Annotated in this window: 15 protein-coding genes; 10 read left to right on the forward strand and 5 right to left on the reverse strand. The window is 70.6% G+C overall.

Annotated features, from left to right (window positions below; translation table 11 throughout):
• Positions 1–85 precede the first annotated feature (85 nt).
• Genes ACYVLP_RS20525 through guaD form a run of 4 tightly spaced genes read left to right on the forward strand, consistent with a single transcriptional unit; the run spans position 86 to position 6181 of the window.
• Positions 86–1606: a xanthine dehydrogenase small subunit gene (locus tag ACYVLP_RS20525; protein WP_460629172.1), complete on the forward strand. Its 1521-nt coding sequence runs from the start codon at positions 86–88 to the stop codon at positions 1604–1606.
• Positions 1603–4077, forward strand: a complete 2475-nt coding sequence (gene xdhB / locus ACYVLP_RS20530) for a xanthine dehydrogenase molybdopterin binding subunit (protein ID WP_460629173.1) — start codon at positions 1603–1605, stop codon at positions 4075–4077. The genes ACYVLP_RS20525 and xdhB overlap by 4 nt, the downstream gene beginning before the upstream one ends.
• Positions 4074–4895, forward strand: coding sequence for a xanthine dehydrogenase accessory protein XdhC (gene xdhC / locus ACYVLP_RS20535; RefSeq protein ID WP_460629174.1), 822 nt, complete (start codon positions 4074–4076; stop codon positions 4893–4895). Before xdhB ends, xdhC begins: the two co-directional genes overlap by 4 nt.
• A complete protein-coding gene (guaD, locus tag ACYVLP_RS20540; protein WP_460629175.1) occupies positions 4892–6181 on the forward strand; it encodes a guanine deaminase in 1290 nt (429 codons plus the stop codon). Before xdhC ends, guaD begins: the two co-directional genes overlap by 4 nt.
• Positions 6182–6185: 4 nt before the next feature.
• Here guaD and aceB read toward each other — a convergent pair whose 3' ends face one another.
• Complete coding sequence (gene aceB, locus ACYVLP_RS20545; RefSeq protein WP_460629176.1) at positions 6186–7805, reverse strand: malate synthase A; 1620 nt, start codon at positions 7803–7805, stop codon at positions 6186–6188.
• 190 nt (positions 7806–7995) lie between these two features.
• Here aceB and ACYVLP_RS20550 point away from each other — a divergent pair, with 190 nt between their 5' ends.
• Positions 7996–8883 carry an IclR family transcriptional regulator gene (locus ACYVLP_RS20550; RefSeq protein ID WP_460629177.1) on the forward strand — a complete coding sequence of 296 codons (888 nt, stop codon included), beginning with the start codon at positions 7996–7998 and terminating at the stop codon, positions 8881–8883.
• Positions 8884–8911: 28 nt separating this feature from the next.
• On the opposite strand, the gene ACYVLP_RS20555 is transcribed toward ACYVLP_RS20550, so the two are convergent.
• Positions 8912–9850 (reverse strand): universal stress protein, encoded by a 939-nt coding sequence (locus tag ACYVLP_RS20555; RefSeq protein ID WP_460629178.1) that lies wholly within the window; start codon positions 9848–9850, stop codon positions 8912–8914.
• A 132-nt stretch (positions 9851–9982) separates the two neighbouring features.
• Between ACYVLP_RS20555 and ACYVLP_RS20560 the strand changes: the two genes are divergently transcribed.
• The gene (locus ACYVLP_RS20560) at positions 9983–10168 is read left to right on the forward strand and encodes a hypothetical protein (RefSeq protein WP_460629179.1); all 186 of its coding nucleotides are present in this window, start codon (positions 9983–9985) and stop codon (positions 10166–10168) included.
• A gap of 78 nt (positions 10169–10246) precedes the next feature.
• On the opposite strand, the gene ACYVLP_RS20565 is transcribed toward ACYVLP_RS20560, so the two are convergent.
• Positions 10247–11758, reverse strand: coding sequence for a S8 family serine peptidase (locus ACYVLP_RS20565; RefSeq protein WP_460629180.1), 1512 nt, complete (start codon positions 11756–11758; stop codon positions 10247–10249).
• Positions 11759–12069: 311 nt separating this feature from the next.
• Here ACYVLP_RS20565 and ACYVLP_RS20570 point away from each other — a divergent pair, with 311 nt between their 5' ends.
• Positions 12070–14700, forward strand: a complete 2631-nt coding sequence (locus ACYVLP_RS20570) for an ATP-binding protein (RefSeq protein ID WP_460629181.1) — start codon at positions 12070–12072, stop codon at positions 14698–14700.
• Positions 14701–14771: 71 nt separating this feature from the next.
• A complete protein-coding gene (locus ACYVLP_RS20575; protein ID WP_460629182.1) occupies positions 14772–15023 on the forward strand; it encodes a DUF4242 domain-containing protein in 252 nt (83 codons plus the stop codon).
• An 81-nt stretch (positions 15024–15104) separates the two neighbouring features.
• Here the strand turns inward: ACYVLP_RS20575 and ACYVLP_RS20580 are convergent, their stop codons facing one another.
• Both ACYVLP_RS20580 and ACYVLP_RS20585 read right to left on the reverse strand, forming a co-directional pair.
• Positions 15105–16115, reverse strand: coding sequence for an aldo/keto reductase family protein (locus ACYVLP_RS20580; protein WP_460629183.1), 1011 nt, complete (start codon positions 16113–16115; stop codon positions 15105–15107).
• Between the two features lie 65 nt (positions 16116–16180).
• Positions 16181–17455 (reverse strand): adenylate/guanylate cyclase domain-containing protein, encoded by a 1275-nt coding sequence (locus tag ACYVLP_RS20585; RefSeq protein WP_460629184.1) that lies wholly within the window; start codon positions 17453–17455, stop codon positions 16181–16183.
• Positions 17456–17545: 90 nt separating this feature from the next.
• Between ACYVLP_RS20585 and ACYVLP_RS20590 the strand changes: the two genes are divergently transcribed.
• Positions 17546–17740, forward strand: coding sequence for a hypothetical protein (locus ACYVLP_RS20590; protein ID WP_460629185.1), 195 nt, complete (start codon positions 17546–17548; stop codon positions 17738–17740).
• A gap of 170 nt (positions 17741–17910) precedes the next feature.
• Positions 17911–18324: a transferase gene (locus ACYVLP_RS20595; RefSeq protein ID WP_460629186.1), complete on the forward strand. Its 414-nt coding sequence runs from the start codon at positions 17911–17913 to the stop codon at positions 18322–18324.
• Positions 18325–18327: the final 3 nt, after the last annotated feature.

The raw sequence follows: 18327 nt of genomic DNA on the forward strand, positions 1-18327 counted from the left end.
AGCGGTTCGGTTCACCCTCAACCATGCGGCTGATCCCTCGCTGATCGGTCCGAGCGGTGCAGTCCTGCACCACGAGGAGTGGACAATGGCGTCTTCCCTTTTCCCCACCACCGGAGCATCTGGGGCACCTGAAGCACCCGGCGCGTCGGCCGGCGGACCGTCGGTCACGGTCAACGGCGAGGCGCTCGACCTCGCGGCCCTGCCGGCCTGGACGAGTGCGCTCGACCTGCTGCGCGCCTGCGGGCTCACGGGTGCCAAGGAAGGCTGCGCCGAGGGCGAGTGCGGGGCGTGCTCGGTGCTCGTCGCGCGGCCCGGCTTCGCGCCGGACGGCTCGCCCGAAGGCACCCAGTGGACGGCGATCAACGCGTGTCTCATCCCCGCTGCCTCGCTCGACGGCCAGGAGGTCGTCACCGCAGAGGGCCTCGGCACCGCGGCCGCCCTGCACCCGGTGCAGCGCGAGATGGCGCTGCGCGGCGGGTCGCAGTGCGGCTACTGCACGCCCGGCTTCGTCTGCAGCATGGCCGCCGAGTACTACCGCCCCGGCCGAGTGGAGGGGGTCCAGGAGCACGACGTGGAGCATGGCCCCAACGGCTTCGACCTGCACGCGCTGTCCGGCAACCTCTGCAGGTGCACGGGCTACCGGCCGATCCGCGACGCCGCCTACGCCCTCGGAGCACCGGACGAGACGGACCCGTTCGCGGTCCGGCTCCACCAGGCGCCCCCGGCCGCCGTAGCCACTCGCCTCGACACGACGGCGGGCAGCTACTCGCGCGCGGCCGACCTGACTGACGTCTTTGACCTGATGGCCCAGCACCCCGACCCGGTCCTGCTGGCCGGCTCGACCGACTGGGGCGTGGAGGTCAACCTCCGAGGGACCCGAGCCGGTCACGTGATCGGGATCGACCGCGTCGAGCAGCTCCGTGGTCTCACGATCGGCGAGGACACGATCGAGATCGGCGCGGCTCTCACCCTGTCCGAGATCGAGGCGCGTCTCGAAGGCCGGGTCCCCTTGCTGGACGAGGTGTTTCCACAGTTCGCGTCACGCCTCATCCGCAACGGCGCCACCATCGGCGGCAACCTCGGCACCGGTTCACCCATCGGCGACACACCGCCCGCATTGCTCGCGCTCGAGGCAGGCGTGGTCCTGGCCTCGGCGCGCGGCGAGCGCGAGGTGCCGCTGGCGGAATACTTCACGGGTTACCGCCAGACCCAGCGGAGGCCCGACGAGGTCATCCGGGCGGTGCGCATCCCGTTGCCCCTCAGCCCGGTGGTGGCATTCCACAAGATCGCCAAGCGGCGCTTCGACGACATCAGCAGCGTCGCGGTCGGCTTCGCCCTGACCATCTCGGACGGTGTCGTCGAGAAGGCCCGGATCGGCCTCGGCGGAGTTGCCGCTACCCCGGTCCGAGCCCTGGCGACCGAGGCCGCCCTGGAGGGTCGGCCATGGACAAAGGATGTCGTCCGGGCGGCAGCAGCCGTGATGCGCCGCGAAGGGACGCCCATGGACGACCATCGGGCCAGCGCGGCATACCGGAGCACGATGCTCGGCACCGCGCTGCTCAAGCTCCACGCCCAGAACGCGACCCAGCAGGAGGTGGGAGCATGAGCCAGCTCTCCGAACGACCCGCGAACCCCGTCGTCGGGCTGGAGGTCCCGCACGAGTCCGCGGCCCTGCACGTCACCGGCACCGCGCTCTACACCGACGACCTCGTGGGCCGGACCGCCGGCGTGCTGCACGCGTGGCCGGTCCAGGCCCCCCACGCGCGGGCCACGGTGACCGACCTGCGGGTCGAGCCGGCATACGTCGTGCCCGGCGTGGTGCGCGTCCTCACGGCTGCCGACGTGCCCGGCATCAACGACGCAGGGGTCAAGCACGACGAGCCACTGTTCCCCACGGAGGTGATGTACTTCGGTCACGCGGTGTGCTGGGTCCTCGGCGAGACGCTCGAAGCCGCGCGGCTCGGCGCCGCCGCTGTGGAGGTCGACTATGACCCGCACCCGGCCCTCGTGACAGTGACGGAGGCCATCGCGGCGGACTCCTACCAGGGTGCACGGCCGCGCCTCGAGCGCGGCGATGTCGAGGCCGGCCTGACGCGGTCGACCCGCACGTTCTCGGGCGAGCTCGAGTTCGCCGGCCAGGAGCACTTCTACCTCGAGACACACTGCGCCTTGGCCATGGTCGACGAGAACGGGCAGATCTTCGCCCAGTCGAGCACGCAGCACCCGAGCGAGACGCAGGAGATCATCGCGCACGTCCTCGGGCTCGCGAGCCACCACGTGACGGTGCAGTGCCTGCGGATGGGTGGCGGCTTCGGCGGCAAGGAGATGCAGCCGCACGGTCTCGCCGCCATCGCCGCCCTCGGGGCAACCCTGACGGGTCGGCCGGTTCGACTGCGGCTCAACCGAACCCAGGACCTCACGATGACCGGCAAGCGGCACGGCTTCCACGCCACCTGGCGAGTCGGCTTCGACGACGAGGGTCGGCTCCAAGCGCTCGACGCGACGCTGACCGCCGACGGCGGGTGGAGCCTCGACCTGTCCGAGCCCGTGCTCGCGCGCGCCCTCTGCCACATCGACAACGCCTACTGGATCCCCGACGTCCGGGTGCAGGGCCGAATCGCCAGGACCAACAAGACGTCGCAGACGGCGTTTCGGGGGTTCGGCGGTCCTCAGGGCATGCTCGTCATCGAGGACATCCTCGGCCGGTGCGCGCCGCTGCTCGGACTCGACCCGATCGAGCTGCGCCGGCGCAACTTCTACGTCGAGGGCCAGGCCACGCCGTACGGCCAGCCGGTGCGCCACCCCGAGCGGCTCGTCACTGCCTGGGACGGCGTGCTCGCCAACGGGGACGTCGAGCGGCGCCGCGCCGAGATCGCGGTCTTCAACGCGGCCCACGACGACGTCAAGCGGGCTGTCGCGCTGACACCGGTGAAGTTCGGGATCTCCTTCAACCTCACGGCTTTCAACCAGGCCGGCGCCCTCGTGCACGTCTACAAGGACGGCTCGGTGCTGATCAACCACGGCGGCACCGAGATGGGCCAGGGGCTGCACACGAAGATGCTCCAGGTCGCTGCGACGACCCTCGGCGTCCCGCTGAGCCGAGTGCGGCTCGCCCCGACCCGCACCGACAAGGTCCCCAACACGTCGGCCACCGCGGCCAGCTCAGGTGCGGACCTCAACGGCGGCGCTGTCAAGAACGCCTGCGAGCAGATCAAGGGGCGGCTGGCCCAGGTCGCCGCCGGGCGTCTCGGCGTGCACTCGAACGACGTGCGCTTCGCCGACGGCGCCGTCAGCGGGCTGGGAGGCGGCGAGCCGATCGCCTGGGACGACCTGGTGAGCCAGGCCTACTTCCAGCGGATCCAGCTGTGGGCAGCAGGCTTCTACCGCACCGAGGGCCTGCACTGGGACTCCTCGCGGATGCACGGCTCCCCCTTCAAGTACTTCGCCTACGGCGTCGCCGCGACCGAGGTCGAGGTCGACGGCTACACGGGCGCCTATCGCACCCGCCGCGTGGACATCGTCCACGACGTCGGGGAGAGCCTGTCCCCGCTGGTCGACATCGGCCAGATCGAGGGTGGGTTCGTCCAGGGCGCAGGGTGGCTCACGCTCGAAGACCTCCGGTGGGACGAGAGCGACGGTCCGACCCGGGGCCGCCTCGCGACCCAGGCCGCGAGCACCTACAAGCTGCCGTCGTTCTCCGAGATGCCGGAGGTCTTCAACGTGTCGCTCCTGGAGCATGCGCACGAGGAGGGCGTCGTCTACGGGTCCAAGGCGGTCGGTGAACCACCCCTCATGCTGGCGTTCTCCGTTCGCGAGGCGCTGCGCCAGGCCGCGGCGGCCTTCGGGCCCGAGGGGACCAGCGTCGACCTCGCCTCGCCAGCGACACCCGAGGCGGTCTTCTGGGCTGTCGAGGCGGCGCGGTCGCAGTCGGGTGCCGACGAGCCGACGCGTGCCTCGCGGGCCGGTCTCGCGGCCGGTCATTCCGCCGCGCAGGACGCCTCGGTGTCCAACGGTGTGCCGGCGCCGAACGCCGGCGACGCCGTCACGTCTGCCGAGTCGGTCGGAGCCGGGCGATGAACTGGGTTCGCGCCGTCGAGGCGCTGCGGGAGCAGCGCCTGGCCGGCGTCCTCGTCACCGTGACAGCTGTGCGGGGACATGCGCCCCGCGAGGCCGGGGCGAAGATGGTCGTGGCAGCCGACGCCGAGTGGGACACCATCGGCGGCGGCAACCTCGAGGCGACGGCCGTCGAGCGGGCCCGTGCCCTGATCGAGTCTGGTGCGACATCGCCCGAGACCTTCACGATGTCGTTGAGCGACAAGGCTCCCAGCGAGCACGGCCAGCAGTGCTGCGGAGGGGAGGTGACGGTCCTGCTCGAGCCGCTCGCGGTGGTGCCCGCCGTCGCCATCTTCGGCATCGGACACGTCGGGCTGGAGCTCGCCCGGATCCTCGCCCGTCACGACATCGAGCTGCACCTGGTCGACTCCCGCGCCGCTCACGTCGAGCCCGCCCGGCTCCTGCCGCTCAACGATGCGGTCGCCCGCATCCATGTGCACCACTCCCCCGTGCCCGAGGTCGTCCTCGGGCAGGTGCCCGCCGGCACACACGTCCTGGTCATGACTCACGACCACGCCGAGGACGCGGCGCTCTGCGACATGGCGCTGCGCTCCGGACACCTCGCATCGATCGGCCTGATCGGGTCGTCCTCCAAGTGGCGGCGCTTCGAGGTGCTGCTCCGGCGCGAGGGTCACGACGACGCCGCCCTGGCGCGCATCACGACACCCATCGGCCTGCCCGAGATCCCGGGCAAGGACCCCGCGACCATCGCCGTGAGCGTCGCCGGGGACCTCCTGCGGCGCTTTGCCACCGCACGCGCCGACGCGGAGGTCGTCCGGTGACCATCTACCGGGGCACCTTTCTCGACACGCCCAGCGGGGAGCACGCCTCGGGCATCCGCCTCCGGGCCGACCCCGACATCGCCCTGCGCGTCGTCGACGGCACCATCGCCGAGCGCGGCACGTTCGCCGAGGTCAGCGGGCGGCATCGCGACGACGACGTCGTCGACCTCAGGGACGGCCTCGTGCTCCCTGGGATGGTCGACACCCACGTGCACTTCCCCCAAGTGCGGATCATCGGCGCCCTCGGTATGCCGCTTCTCCAGTGGCTCGACGATTGCGCGCTTCCCGAGGAGGCCCGGCTCGCGTCGGTCGACTACGCCCGCGCCGTGGCGACGGAGTTCGTCAGCGGCCTGGTGTCAGCGGGCACGACGACCGCGCTCGTCTTCGGCTCGCACTTCGCAAGCGCGGTCGACGTCCTGTTCGAGGAGGTCGAGCGTGTCGGCGTACGCGTCACGGCGGGACTCGTCGTCAGCGACCGCTCGCTCCCTGAGCCCCTCCTCAGCAGTCCAGAGCGCACCTACGACGAGGCGGTCGCCCTGGCGCGCCGATGGCACGGTCGCGGACGGGCGAGGTATGCCGTGACACCGCGCTTCTCGTACTCCGCCAGCGACGACATGCTCGACGCCTGTCGGTCGGTCCTCAAGGACGTCCCAGGCACGTGGTTCACGTCGCACGTCAACGAGAACGCGGCCGAGATCGCAGAGGTGGCAAGGCTTTTCGTCGACGCACAGGACTACTGCGACACCTACGACCGGCATGGCCTCGTCGGTCCGAACACCGTCCTCGCCCACAACGTGCACCCGACGGCCCGGGAGCTGGACCTGCTGGCATCCCAAGGGGCCTCCGTCGCCCACTGTCCCACGAGCAACTCGGCCCTCGGGAGCGGCCTGTTCCCGCTGCGCACTCACATCGAGCATGGCACGCGGGTCGCTCTGGGCTCCGACGTCGGGGCGGGCACGGGGTTCTCGCTCTTCAAGGAGGGGCTGCAGGCGTACTTCATCCAGCAGCTGCTCGGTGACCAGGGCCTTCCGCTCGCCTCCCCCGACCTGCTGTTCCTGGCGACGCGCGCCGGGGCGCTGGCGCTCGGGCTGGACTCCGAGGTGGGTGACCTGTCGGTGGGCAAGCAGTTCGACGCCTTGTGGGTGCGGCCGGTCGACGGCGACCCGCTCGAGGTCGGCCTGCGACAGGCCCGCTCTCCCGAGGACGCCCTTGCCAAGGCCTTTGCCCTGGCGTGCCCGGCTGACGTCGCCGGTGTCTGGGTCGGCGGCGACCGCCTCAAGGGGTAGTCGGTCACTCGCCGTCGGCGAGAACCACCTCGTATGCCGGCAGCGTGAGGAAGTCGGGGAAGATGTCGGCGAGCGCCGTGTCGGCGAAGAGCTGACGGGCCTTGTCCCACAAGGGATCTGCGTCGAAAACGTCCGACCCGATGCGACCGCGCAGGCCGGCATACTCCTGCTCCACGACGTCCTCGACGAGCTCACGCGTCACCGTCTCACCCGAGTCGAGCGCGACGTCGTTGTGGACCCACTGCCAGACCTGGGAGCGGGAGATCTCCGCCGTGGCGGCGTCCTCCATGAGGTTGTTGATGCCGGCGGCTCCGTTGCCCGAGAGCCAGGCGTGGACGTACTGGATCCCGACGGCGACGTTGCCCCGCAGGCCCTCGATCGTCCGCGCGCCCGGCGTCTTGTCCACGGCAAGCAGGTCGGCACCGGCGACGGACACGTCGTCGCGCTGCCGCTCGAGCTGGTTGGGCCGCTCGCCCAGCGTCGCGGTGAACAGCTCCGCACACAACGGCACCAGGTCGGGATGAGCGACCCACGAGCCGTCGAAGCCCGCCGTCACCTCGCGAGTCTTGTCCTCGCGCACCTTGGCGAACGCCCGCTCGTTGACCTCCGGGTCGCGGCGGCTGGGGATGAACGCCGCCATCCCTCCGATCGCCATGGCGCCCCGCCGGTGGCAGGTGGCCACGAGCAGGTCGCTGTATGCCTTCATCATCGGCGCGTTCATCGTCACGTCGTTGCGGTCGGGCAGCGTGAAGGCCGGCCCCGCGTCGCGGAAGTTCTTGATGATCGAGAAGAGGTAGTCCCAGCGGCCGGCGTTGAGCCCGGCCGCGTGCTCCCGCAGCTCCCAGAGGATCTCGTCCATCTCGAAGGCGGCCGTGATCGTCTCGATGAGCACCGTGGCCCGGACCGTGCCTGGCTCCAGACCCAGCACCTGCTCCGCGTGCGTGAAGACGTCGTTCCAGAGGCGCGCTTCGAGGTGCGACTCCATCTTGGGCAGGTAGAAGTAGGGCCCCCGTCCCTGGCGCGCGAGCACCTGGGCGTTGTGGAGCATGAAGAGCCCGAAGTCGACGAACGCCGCCACCACCGGACGGCCGTCGATGCGCAGGTGGTCCTCGTCGAAGTGCCAACCCCTCGGACGGGGCAGGATCACCGGCGTCGAGCCGGTCTCCCGCACGGCGTACTCCTTGCCGTCGACGCTGGTGAACGTGATCGTCCCCCGGACGGCGTCATAAAGGCTCACCTGACCGCCGACGACGTTACGCCAGTGGGGGGTGTTGGCGTCCTCGAGATCGGCCAGCCAGACCTTCGCGCCCGAGTTGAGCGCGTTGATCGCCATCTTGCGGTCGGTCGGGCCGGTGATCTCGACGCGGCGGTCCTTCAGCGCATCGGGGGGCGGCGGCACCTTCCAGTCGCCCTCACGCACCCCGCGCGTCTCGGGCAGGAAGTCCAGTGTCCTCCCACCCGCGAGCGCCGCCCGCCGTGCGACCCGGGCTGCGAGCAGCTCGTCGCGACGCGCGCCGAACCGGCTCTGGAGGTCGGCGACGAGGTCGAGCGCCTCCGGGGTGAGAATCTCGTCCTGTCGTTCGACGGTGGGGCCGTGGACGGTGATGGACCCGGTGGCAGCCATGCTCGCTCCTTCGCGACTCGGGTGGGACTGGACACGCGCACGTCGCGTCGGCGACGGCACCGGTCGGCCTGCAAGACTTGCGTCACGAGGCTGCTCGCACGGCCCCGCGTGAGTATGATTTCATCATACGGAAAATACTTCTCACAAACGAGAGTCTTCTCGGTGAGGCCGACCAGGAGAGGCAGGACCGATGCCCGCACGCACCTCGACCGGCAGAGCGACGTCGGGCGGCGGCTCCAGCGGCTCGAGCGCCCAGTCGAGCGCGCGGTCCAGTGCGCGCTCGAGTGCCGGGTCCGGTGGCCGCTCCGGCGCTGGCGACGGCGGGGCCAAGGGGTCCGGCGGGGTGCAGTCGCTCGACCGGGCGTTCACGATCCTCGAGACGATCGCCGACGCGGGTGGGGTCATCAGCCTCTCCCAGCTCGCCCATGACACCGGGCTGCCGCTGCCGACGATCCATCGGCTGGTGCGCACGCTCGTCGACCTCGGCTACGTCCGGCAGGAGCCCTCGCGACAGTACTCTCTGGGCCCGCGCCTGATCCGTCTCGGCGAGACGACCTCTCGCCGACTCGCAACCTGGGCCCGGCCGCACCTGTCGCAGGTTGTCTCGCGGCTCGGCGAGTCGGTGAACCTCGCGATGCTCGACGGCGACCAGGTCGTCTACGTCGGCCAGGTCATGCCGTCCCAGAACTCCATGCGGATGTTCACCGAGGTGGGCCGGCGGGTCGACCCGCACACGACGGCGGTCGGCAAGGCGATACTGGCCAAGACCGACGACGCCACGGTGCGGGCCCTGCTGTCGCGCACCGGCATGGCGACACGAACCACCCACACCATCACCACGCCCGATGAGTTCATCGCCGAGCTCGAGCGCACCCGCGGGCGCGGCTACGCCCTCGACAACGAAGAGCAGGAGCTCGGCGTGCGGTGTGTCGCCGTCGCCGTGCCGGGCGACGACCGTCTGGCCATCTCGATGTCCGGTCCACTCCCGCGGATGGGCGACGCCGTGGTCGAGACTGCGATCGAGCCCTTGCATGCAGCCGCCGAGGCGATCGCGGCCGAGCTGCATACGCGCCCCTGACGGCATCCGCCACCTCAGAGTGGTGCGGTCAGCGCACGACCATGACGGGGCAGGTGGCGTCGTGGATGAGCCGGTGGCTCGTCGAGCCCAGCAACATCCCCGCGAAGCCGCCACGCCCGCGCGACCCGACGACGACCAGGCCCGCTGTCGACGCAAGCTCGGCCAGGACCGGCCCCGGTTCGCCGTAGAGAACCTCCGTCGACACGTCGAGGTCGGGGTTCGCAGCCTTGGCGTGGTCGGCGGCCGCCTCCAGCGTGGTGTCGGCGTGCTGGCGCACCCGGTGGGTCGCGTCACTGCCGGCCTTCGAGGTCTCGACGTACGCCCAGCTCTCCATCGAGGGTGCGTGGGCGACATACGCGATCCGTAGCGGTGCCCCGGACAAGGCGGCGACCTCGGCGGCGGCGACGACCGCTCGGCTGGCGGGGTCGGAGTCGTCGACTCCCACGACGACGGCGCGGTCGGGACCGGGCCGAGGCGGCGCAGCGTCGTCACCGTGCATCGCGCGGACCACGACAACTGGGCACTTCGCATGTGCCGCAACCGAATACGATGTCGAGCCAAGCAGACCGCCGGCGAGGCGACCGCGGGCACGCGTGCCCGTGACGACAAGATCTGCGGTCGCTGAGAGCTCCACCAGGGCCCCGGCCGGCGTTCCCATGTCGTTGGACGTCGAGATCGCGGCGTCGTCGAGGTGCAGCCGCGCACGGGCGCGAGCGTCGTCGAGGACCGACTTCGACGCGTCGTCGACGGTGTTCTCGTACTCGTTCCCGTCGAACATCGAGAACCCCGGGATCATCCCGAGGTTGACCGCGTGGACGATTGTGAGCTTCGCACTGAGGTCCTTGGCCGTCGCGGCCGCCCAGTCCAGAGCCTGCCCAGAGCCCGGCGAGCCGTCGAAGCCGACGACGATCGTTCGGGTGCCGTCCTTGCCGTCCATGTGTGAGTCCTCCTCCTGTGCGGGCGCCATTGGAGCGATCCCTCACGATCATCGTGCCCCTGACCTGCGGACGACAGGTCATTCCCTGCGGGTGATCCCGCTCGCACTCTGTGCCGGGCTCAGGGGTTGTGCCGCACCCGGACCTTGGGTAGGCCTGGATGCATGACTGACCAGACGGACGACACTCGAGTGCCCCTCATCGATGACGACCGCCGGGACCAGGCCGAGCAGGACGCGCCCCCGCCCGCGCCTCCGGCAGAGAGGCCGGTCGAGATCGACGACCTCGAGATGGACGACGAGTACCACCGGGGTGACGTCGTCGACGCCGATCCAGGAGCCGACGGCTGACAGGAGCGGGCCGGCGTATGCCGTCCGGTGGGCTCGTGAGCCCGCCGGACGGCATCCGCGCTGGTCGTCGACAGAGGGTCAGCCGCCAACGGCCGTGAGGGCGTTCACCTGCCCTGCCCCGTACCAGCTGTTGTGTCCCGTGCCGCCCTGACAGGTCTGCGGCGCGCCGTTGTCGACGGCCGGGAAGAAGTCGTAGGCCGACGTGTCCGACGGGCACGCGATCGGGTCCACGGCGTTCTGTAGCGCCGCCGCGAGGGCGCCGCCCCGCTTGCCGGTGACGCTCGCGATGAGTGCTCCAACCCCCACGGCGTGCGGCGAGGCCATCGAGGTGCCCTGCTGGTAGCAGTAGAGCGTCGGCGGGTTGGTGGAGCTGTCGAACAGACGCCGCGCCGGCAGGCAGTTGGCGATGTCCTGCATCGGCCAGGCAGACAGCACACGACCGTTCGGTGCGGCGGCCGTGCGCTGCAGGATCGAGTCGCCCCCGGGGGCGGCCACATCGACGCTGGACGAGCCGTACGACGAGTAGAACGACTTGAGGCCCAGGTTGCCCGTGGCCGAGACACCTACGACACCCGACACCTCGACCGGCATGACCGCGCAGGCGTTGGTGACGGCTCGGGTCACCGGCGTGGTGTCGTCGGGACTCGTGACGTCCTGCGTGGGGTGCGACAGGTCGTCGGCCTGGTTGCCCTCCGCCGCGACGAAGACGACACCCTTGGACTGGGCGCGCTTGAGGGCACGCTGCTCGGCCAGCCAGATGGCGCGCTGGTCGGGGTCGTTCTTGCAGTTGAAGAGCCACGGGTCGGCGAAGTAGCTGTTGTTCGTGAGGGCCACACCGTGATCGGCCACCCACATGTAGGAGCAGATGACGGCCTCCGGGAAGAAGAACCCGGCAGCGTCGCCGGCCTTGACGCCCGCGATCTTCACGTTGGGGGCCACGCCGACGATGCCGATGCCGTTGGCCGCGGCGGCGATCGTGCCGGCCGTGTGGGTGCCGTGGCCGTTGTCGTCATTGGTGGGACCGAGCGCCGTCGGTGTCCCGCTCGTGCAGTTGGCGCTTGCGGCCGCGTCGTAGTTGGGCGCGAGGTCGGGGTGGGTGAAGTCGAGGCCGGTGTCGATGTCGGCGACGACGACGTTCGGGCTCCCACCCGTGATCGTGTGGGCCTCGGGGACGTGGATCTGTGCCATGTCCCATTGGAGGCCCGAGAAGGTGTCGTTGTCGGTCACTGGCGCGTTGCCGACCGGCGTGTCTGCGGCGCCGGAGTCGGTGCTGCCGCCGTCGACGCGAGTGGCGAACTTCGCAGTGGCAGAGGCCCCTTCGACGCCGGTTGTCGCGCGCATGGTGCTCGCGAAGCTCGCGTTGGACGATCTGGCGATGACGACGCCGATCTGTGAGTAGTTGGCCACTACCTGGCCACCGGCTGCGCCGACGGCCTGGGCGGCGCCGGACGTCGATACCCCTGTCTGGTAGACGACGACGTAGGTGGCGGTCCCGGTCTGGGACGTGTCCGCAGCCGACGCACCCGTGGTGGGGCCGACGCCTGCGAGGGCAAGAGCTCCGGCCGTGATGGCGGCCGCGGCGACGAGCATCCGAGTTCTTCCCCGAGAAGCAAAGACGGACATTGATCCTCACTTCCACGACGGTCGCGCGCGACGCGCTCCGTCGACTGACCGTCCCCATTGGCGGTCATGCTGCCGAACGTAGACCCGACCGCAGGCACGCGGAAGCAATCGTCGCAAGCCCGGTGGAGACTTGCGGCCTTCGTCAGGTTTTGCGGTCCGGGGGTTCGCGTGCTCACGCGCCGGGATATGGGCCCCCACCGCGAGGAATGGCGTCGCCGACCGTTGGCGTCCGGGCGAAGTCGCGGGCGGCATACAGGGACCGCTCGTAGCATCGACGGGTGACGCTCCACGAGCGCGCCGAGCAGCTGCGCGCAATGGCTGGGTACCTCGACGATGCGGCCGCGGGCCATGGACGGCTCGTCTACGTGTCAGGTGAGGCGGGAATCGGCAAGTCGACATTCGTCGCCCAGGTGGCCACCGACGCGGCCGACCGGGCGCGGGTGGCGGTCGGCACCTGTGACGGATCGGCGACCCCGGCCCCGCTCGGTCCTCTCGTCGAGATGCTTCCACGCCTCCCGGCAGGGGTGTGGCAGGGCGACTCCTCGCGGCACGAGGTGTTCGGGCGGCTGGTCGAAGCGCTGCGCACTCCGCCGGGGAGCGAGCCGTATCTGCTCGTCGTCGAGGACGCGCACTGGGCGGACGAGGCGACGCTCGACCTCGTGCGGCACCTGGCCCGCCGCGTCCACGGCTGCAACACACTGGTCGTGGTCACGTACCGGCCCGAGGACCTCGGCGCGGGGAGCGGGCTGCGGATGGTGCTCGGGGACACCGCCTCCGCGAACGGCACGCGCCGGATCGACCTGCCCGCGCTGACCTCCAAGGCCGTCGCGGCCATGACCCGCGAGCACGCCCAGGAGTTCCCGGCCGATGCGCCCGTGGACGCCGCGCGTCTGCACGCGGTGACGGGTGGGAACGCATTCTTCGTGACCGAGGTCCTTTCCGGCGGGGCGGCGCTGGTCCCGCCGACGGTCCGTGACGCGGTGCTCGCACGCGTCGCACGCCTGAGCGAGCCTGCCCAGCGGGCCCTCGAGGTCGTGGCTCTCGCAGGGTCCCGGGCTGAGACCGACCTGTTGGACGAGCTGCTCCACGACGGGCTGCTGACGCTCGACGAGCCGCTCAGCCGGGGACTCCTCCACCAGAGCGATGGCGACATCACCTTCCGGCACGAGCTGGGGCGTCTTGCCGTCGCAGACGAGGTGCCGGCGGGGCGCCGGATCCATGTACACCGCAGGCTGCTCAAGGCGTTGCGACAGCGCAGTGCGGACCCGGCCAGGCTCGCACACCACGCCGACGCCGCGGGCGACGCCGAGGCCGTGCTGGAGTTCGCGCCCGAGGCGGGAGCCCGTGCCGCTGCACTCGGCGCGCATCGCGAAGCGGTCGAGCAGTACCGCCGCGCCCTCCGGTTCGCGGACGGTATGCCGCCCGGCGCCGTCCCGGAGACGCGGCGCGCCGACCTGCTGTGGGCCCTCGGCTACGAGCTGTACCTGACCGACGCAATCGAGGGCGCGATCGAGGCGGTGGAGGCGGCCCGGACCATCTGGGAGGGGCTCGGCGAGACCGTGCGGGTCGGGGACGCCTGGCGCTGCCTGTCGCGGCTCCAGTGGTTCGCCGGCGACAACGATGCCGCCGTCGAGCAGTCACGCCTCGCGATCGAGGTCCTGGAACCAGGCTCCCCCACCGTCGAGCTCGCTTACGCCTACAGCAACGCGACGCAGCTTCGCATGCTCTCTGCGGACCTGGCCGGAACCCGCGTATGGGGGGACCGCACCCTGCAGCTCGTCGAGCGGCTGCCCGACAGCCCAGGCAGGACGGAGGTGCGCGTGCACGCGCTGAACAACCTCGGCACCATGGAGATCAGCGCGGGAGACTACGTTGCGGGCACGGACCTGCTGACCCAGAGCCTGGCCCAGGCACGGGCAACCGACCTGCACGAGCATGCCGCCCGTGCCTACTGCAACCTCGCGTCGAGTGCCGTGCTTCAGCACCGGAACGCCGACGCACGGCACTACCTCGACGAGGGCATCGACTACTGCACTGATCGCGACCTCGACTCATGGACCCTGTACCTGCATGGATGGCGGTCACGGTTCCACCTCGACCGAGGCGAGCACGCGGAGGCGACCATGGCTGCTGAGACGGTGCTCCAGCACGCCGACGTCGCGTCGGTCGGAGCGGTCGAGCCGCTGGTCACGCAGGCGCAGACCCGCGCTCGGGCAGGCGAGCCCGGCTCCGACGCCTTCCTCGATCGGGCGGCAGCGCTCGCCGAGGGGATGCGCGAGGTCCAGCGTGTTGCCCCGGTCGTCGCGGCCCGCTGCGAGATCGCTTGGCTTGCAGGCGATCTCGACTCGCCAGCGAGACATGCAGCCGAGACGTGGCCGATCGCGCAGATGTCTGACTGCCCATGGAACCGCGGCATGATCGCTCGGTGGCTCGGCCCGGCGGACAGCGGCGAGGTGGACCACATCGCACCGCCGTATGCCGCCGAGCTCGCCGGGCGGTGGCGCGAGGCCGCGACGCTGTGGGCTGCACTCGACTCCCCCTTCGACCAGGGCCTCGCCCTCGCGCGCAGCGACGACCGCGAGTCGCTCACGGAGGCGGTGGCGGTCTTCGAGAGCATCGGCGCTCATGCGGCCGCGGCGCGCGCCCGGGCGCAGCTTCGTGCCCGGGGCTGGCCGGCGCCCAGGCTGCCACGCCCGACGACGCGCGATCACCCGAACGGCCTCACGGCCCGGGAGGCGGAGGTGCTCGACCTGGTCCGCCGTGGCCTGTCGGACGCAGGCATCGCCGAGCGGCTCGTCATCTCCCGCCGCACCGCCGAGCACCACGTGGCCTCGATCCTGGCCAAGCTCGGCGCCAGCAGCCGGCGCGAGCTGGTCGAGATGGGTGGCCTGGCGACGACGAATGGGTAGCGGCCACCCATGACGACGTGGCGCCGACGACGGACGCTTTACCCGTCAACGACTTCACGAAAGGACCGGAAATGCCACTGTTCATGGACGTCCACTCGCTGGGCGACGGGGTCACGATGAACGACGTCGCCAAGGCGCACCAGGCCGACCTGGCGACCCAGGGCTCACACGACGTCAACTACCTGCGCTACTGGGTCGACGAGGACAAGGGGCAGATCTTCTGCCTCGTCGAGGCGCCGGATGCAGAGGCTGCGAACACCGTGCACCGCGAGGCGCACGGCCTCGTCGCCGACCGCATCTACCAGGTGCAGGAAGGGGCCTGAGCCCCGAAGACCTGCAACGCACAGCCGGGTGAGGGGACCGGGTGACGGCAGCTCCTGCCGCCACCCGGTGCACTCGCGCCGTCAGGCGACGCGCGTCTTGGGTGCGGTCTCGGAGGTCTTGCCGGGGTCGCGCACCACGATGTCGCCGAGGACCTCGTCGATCTTGGCCATGAGCTCCGGCTCCAGCTTCACGCCCGCAGCCTTGACGTTCTCGGCGACCTGCTCCGGGCGCGAGGCCCCGACCAGGGCCGCGGCCACGTTGTCGTTCTGCAGGACCCAGGCGACCGCGAGCTGCGCCATCGTCAGGCCGGCCTCGTCGGCGACCGGCTTGAGCGCCTGCACGCGCGTGAGCACGTCGTCGTTGAGGAACCGGCTGATGAAGCTGGCGCCGCCCTTCTCGTCCGTCGCGCGCGACCCCTCGGGCAGCGGCTGGCCCGGGAGGTACTTGCCCGTGAGCACGCCCTGCGCGACCGGGCTCCACACGATCTGGCTGATGCCGAGCTCCTCGCAGGTGGGGACGACCTCGCCCTCGATGACCCGCCACAGCATGGAGTACTGTGGCTGGCTCGAGATCAGCTGGAAGCCAAGGTCTTTCGCGAGCTTGTGGCCGTCACGGATCTGGTCGGCCGTCCATTCGCTGACGCCGATGTAGAGCGCCTTGCCTTGACGGACGATGTCGGCGAACGCCTGCATCGTCTCCTCGAGCGGGGTCTCGGTGTCGTAGCGGTGCGCCTGGTAGAGGTCGACGTAGTCGGTCTGGAGGCGCTGGAGCGAGCCGTTGATCGACTCCATGATGTGCTTGCGGGACAGGCCCGTGTCGTTCTTGCCGCCGGGTCCGGTGGGCCAGTAGACCTTCGTGAAGATCTCCAGGCCCTCGCGGCGCTCGCCCTTGAGGGCCTCGCCCAGGACGGTCTCCGCGGCGGTGTTCGCGTAGACGTCGGCCGTGTCGAACGTGCTGATGCCGGCGTCGAGGGCCGCACGGACGCACTGGGCCGCAACGTCGTTCTCCACCTGCGAGCCGTGGGTCAGCCAGTTGCCGTACGTGATCTCGGAGATCTTGAGTCCACTGTTGCCGAGGTATCGGAAGTTCATGACCACCACCGTATGCCGCGCCGCCGAGGGGGCCCCATCGGCCCGGTCAGCGGACGCCCGGTGTCTCAGCCGTCGAGCAGGAACGTCGTCATGAGGCCCTTGCCCTTGACCTCGATCGTCCCGCGGGGACGGACCGCGAAGGCGTCGCCGAGCGCGGCCGCTACTCGCTCGGTCACCTGGATCTGCCCTGGCACACCATGGGATTCCATCCGGCTCGCCGTGTTGACGGTGTCGCCCCACAGGTCGTAGATGAACTTGCGCCGCCCGATGACCCCGGCCACGGCCGGCCCCGTGTCGATGCCGATCCGCACCGCGAGCCACTCACAGCCGGGCTCGCTCGAGATGTCGGCGATCTCATGCCGCATCGCCAGCGCCGTCCGGGCGACGGCCGCGAGATGGTCCGGCCTCGGCTCAGGCAGCCCGCCGGCAACCATGTAGGAGTCGCCGATCGTCTTGATCTTCTCGATGCCCTCGGCGTCGGCGTGCCGGTCGAAGGCGGAGAAGATGCGGTCGAGCAGCTCGACGAGCTCGCCGGGCGCCATGACCTGGGACTGCTCGGTGAAGCCGACGAGGTCGGCGAAGAGCACGCTGACGGAGTCGTAGTGCTCGGCGATGACCCCGTCGCTCGTCTTGAGCCGCCGGGCGATCGGCGCCGGCAGGACGTTGAGCAGCAGCCGCTCGGACCGCGCCTGCTCGACCTGGAGCGCGGCCAGCGCCTTCTCGCGCTCCTCCACGAAGTAGCCCAGCATCATGTAGGCGCTCACCGTGACGCCGATGACGTTGAGCACGAAGAACGCGATGATCACGCCGCTCGGCAGTCGTGCGGCGTGCTGCGACAGGTACGGGTCGAGCACGGCAAGGGCGAGGACCACGACGAAGAAGGCCGCAAGGGAGAGCAGCGAGCGCCGCAGGCCGACCAGCGCGAGCGCTGCCAAGGGGACGACAAGCGACCACAGCACGATCCCGCTGGAGGCGACGAACCCGCCGAGCGATGCCTGCAGGAGCGCAGGGAGCACGAGGAAGGTGACGAACTGGGTGGTCCTGAAGACCGCGAAGTTGCTCGTCCGCGACAGGACGAGGAGCCCCACCAGGGTGATCAGCTGGTACGCGGCCGGGATCGCGGCGGACCGCGGGTACCCGAACGCCAGGTACGTGCCGACCCACACGAAGGACAGCAGCGCGATGAGCACCGAGGCGAGGATCAGCGTGCCCTGACGCAGGCCTTCGTCATCGGTGCGCCCCTCGCGAGCGCCGATGGTCGAGAGCCGCTCGAGCAGGCGCTGGAGCGCTCCATGCGACTCGGGCCGTGGCGCGGGTGCGAGGACGTCGGATGCGCCCATGTGCCTGATGCTAGGGCCGGCCGCGCGATGGGTGCGGGAATTGCTCGGCGTCCCGGTCCGGACCAGCCCTGCGCAGCCGTGAACGGTGTCTTGACCGGGGCGACGGCCACCGCGCGCGGTGGGATCTCAGGAGACCTCGCGGACTTCGCCTTCGATGCCGCGAACATCGGGTTCGCCAACGCGTGGCTGGTGCCGTACACGGGCTACTGGGTATGGGTGGTCGCGGTGAGCGTCGTGCTGCTGCGACGCGGCGCGAGGGAGCGCCAGGCATCACAGGTCGAGTGAGCACGACAGGCCGCGACAGGCCTCCGAGCGGTGTGGGCTCTGCGCACCGGTCTGTCGTTCGGTGGCCGAGCCTCTAGCGCGGAATCCTCAAGTTCACTCGAACGTTGTACGAAGTGCGCACGGCCGCGTCTTGGCCGTGCGCCTTCAACGCGGAGAGAAGGTGGAACGTCATGCAGAAGCGGAAGAAGTACGTGGAGATCGAGGAAGACAACGGGAGTGTCCTGCGGTACTTCCACCACGAGAACGGCGACGGGCTCGTCGAGCGGTCGGCCTCCGTCGACCCGACGGCCTTCGTCGACAAGTCGGCATACGTCGACGGCGGCGCCCACATCGGCGCCGGAGTGCGAGTCGGCAGTGGTGCGTGGGTCGACCACGGCGCCGTTGTGCACGAGCACGCCGTGATCGGCACCCGTGCCCACATCGGGCCGGAGGCCGTGGTCGGGCGCGGTGCGAAGATCGGGCCCCGGACCAAGGTGGGCGCACGCGCTCGCATCTGGGACCGGGTCGTCCTCGACGGCGACCTGACCATCGCCGACGATGCGGTGGTCCGCCGCGCCGGGCCGGGCGGTCGCGCGGCCGCCTGACCG

The organism is Intrasporangium mesophilum (assembly GCF_054783095.1).

Excerpts from the sequence above, each read along its gene's own strand:
- ACYVLP_RS20550 (WP_460629177.1), top strand. The coding sequence starts at position 7,996 with ATGCCCGCACGCACCTCGACCGGCAGAGCGACGTCGGGCGGCGGCTCC.
- ACYVLP_RS20595 (WP_460629186.1), top strand. The coding sequence starts at position 17,911 with ATGCAGAAGCGGAAGAAGTACGTGGAGATCGAGGAAGACAACGGGAGT.
- xdhB (WP_460629173.1), top strand. The coding sequence starts at position 1,603 with ATGAGCCAGCTCTCCGAACGACCCGCGAACCCCGTCGTCGGGCTGGAG.
- ACYVLP_RS20525 (WP_460629172.1), top strand. The coding sequence starts at position 86 with ATGGCGTCTTCCCTTTTCCCCACCACCGGAGCATCTGGGGCACCTGAA.
- ACYVLP_RS20560 (WP_460629179.1), top strand. The coding sequence starts at position 9,983 with ATGACTGACCAGACGGACGACACTCGAGTGCCCCTCATCGATGACGAC.
- ACYVLP_RS20580 (WP_460629183.1), bottom strand. The coding sequence starts at position 16,115 with ATGAACTTCCGATACCTCGGCAACAGTGGACTCAAGATCTCCGAGATC.
- ACYVLP_RS20565 (WP_460629180.1), bottom strand. The coding sequence starts at position 11,758 with ATGCTCGTCGCCGCGGCCGCCATCACGGCCGGAGCTCTTGCCCTCGCA.
- aceB (WP_460629176.1), bottom strand. The coding sequence starts at position 7,805 with ATGGCTGCCACCGGGTCCATCACCGTCCACGGCCCCACCGTCGAACGA.
- ACYVLP_RS20575 (WP_460629182.1), top strand. The coding sequence starts at position 14,772 with ATGCCACTGTTCATGGACGTCCACTCGCTGGGCGACGGGGTCACGATG.
- ACYVLP_RS20585 (WP_460629184.1), bottom strand. The coding sequence starts at position 17,455 with ATGGGCGCATCCGACGTCCTCGCACCCGCGCCACGGCCCGAGTCGCAT.
- ACYVLP_RS20555 (WP_460629178.1), bottom strand. The coding sequence starts at position 9,850 with ATGGCGCCCGCACAGGAGGAGGACTCACACATGGACGGCAAGGACGGC.
- xdhC (WP_460629174.1), top strand. The coding sequence starts at position 4,074 with ATGAACTGGGTTCGCGCCGTCGAGGCGCTGCGGGAGCAGCGCCTGGCC.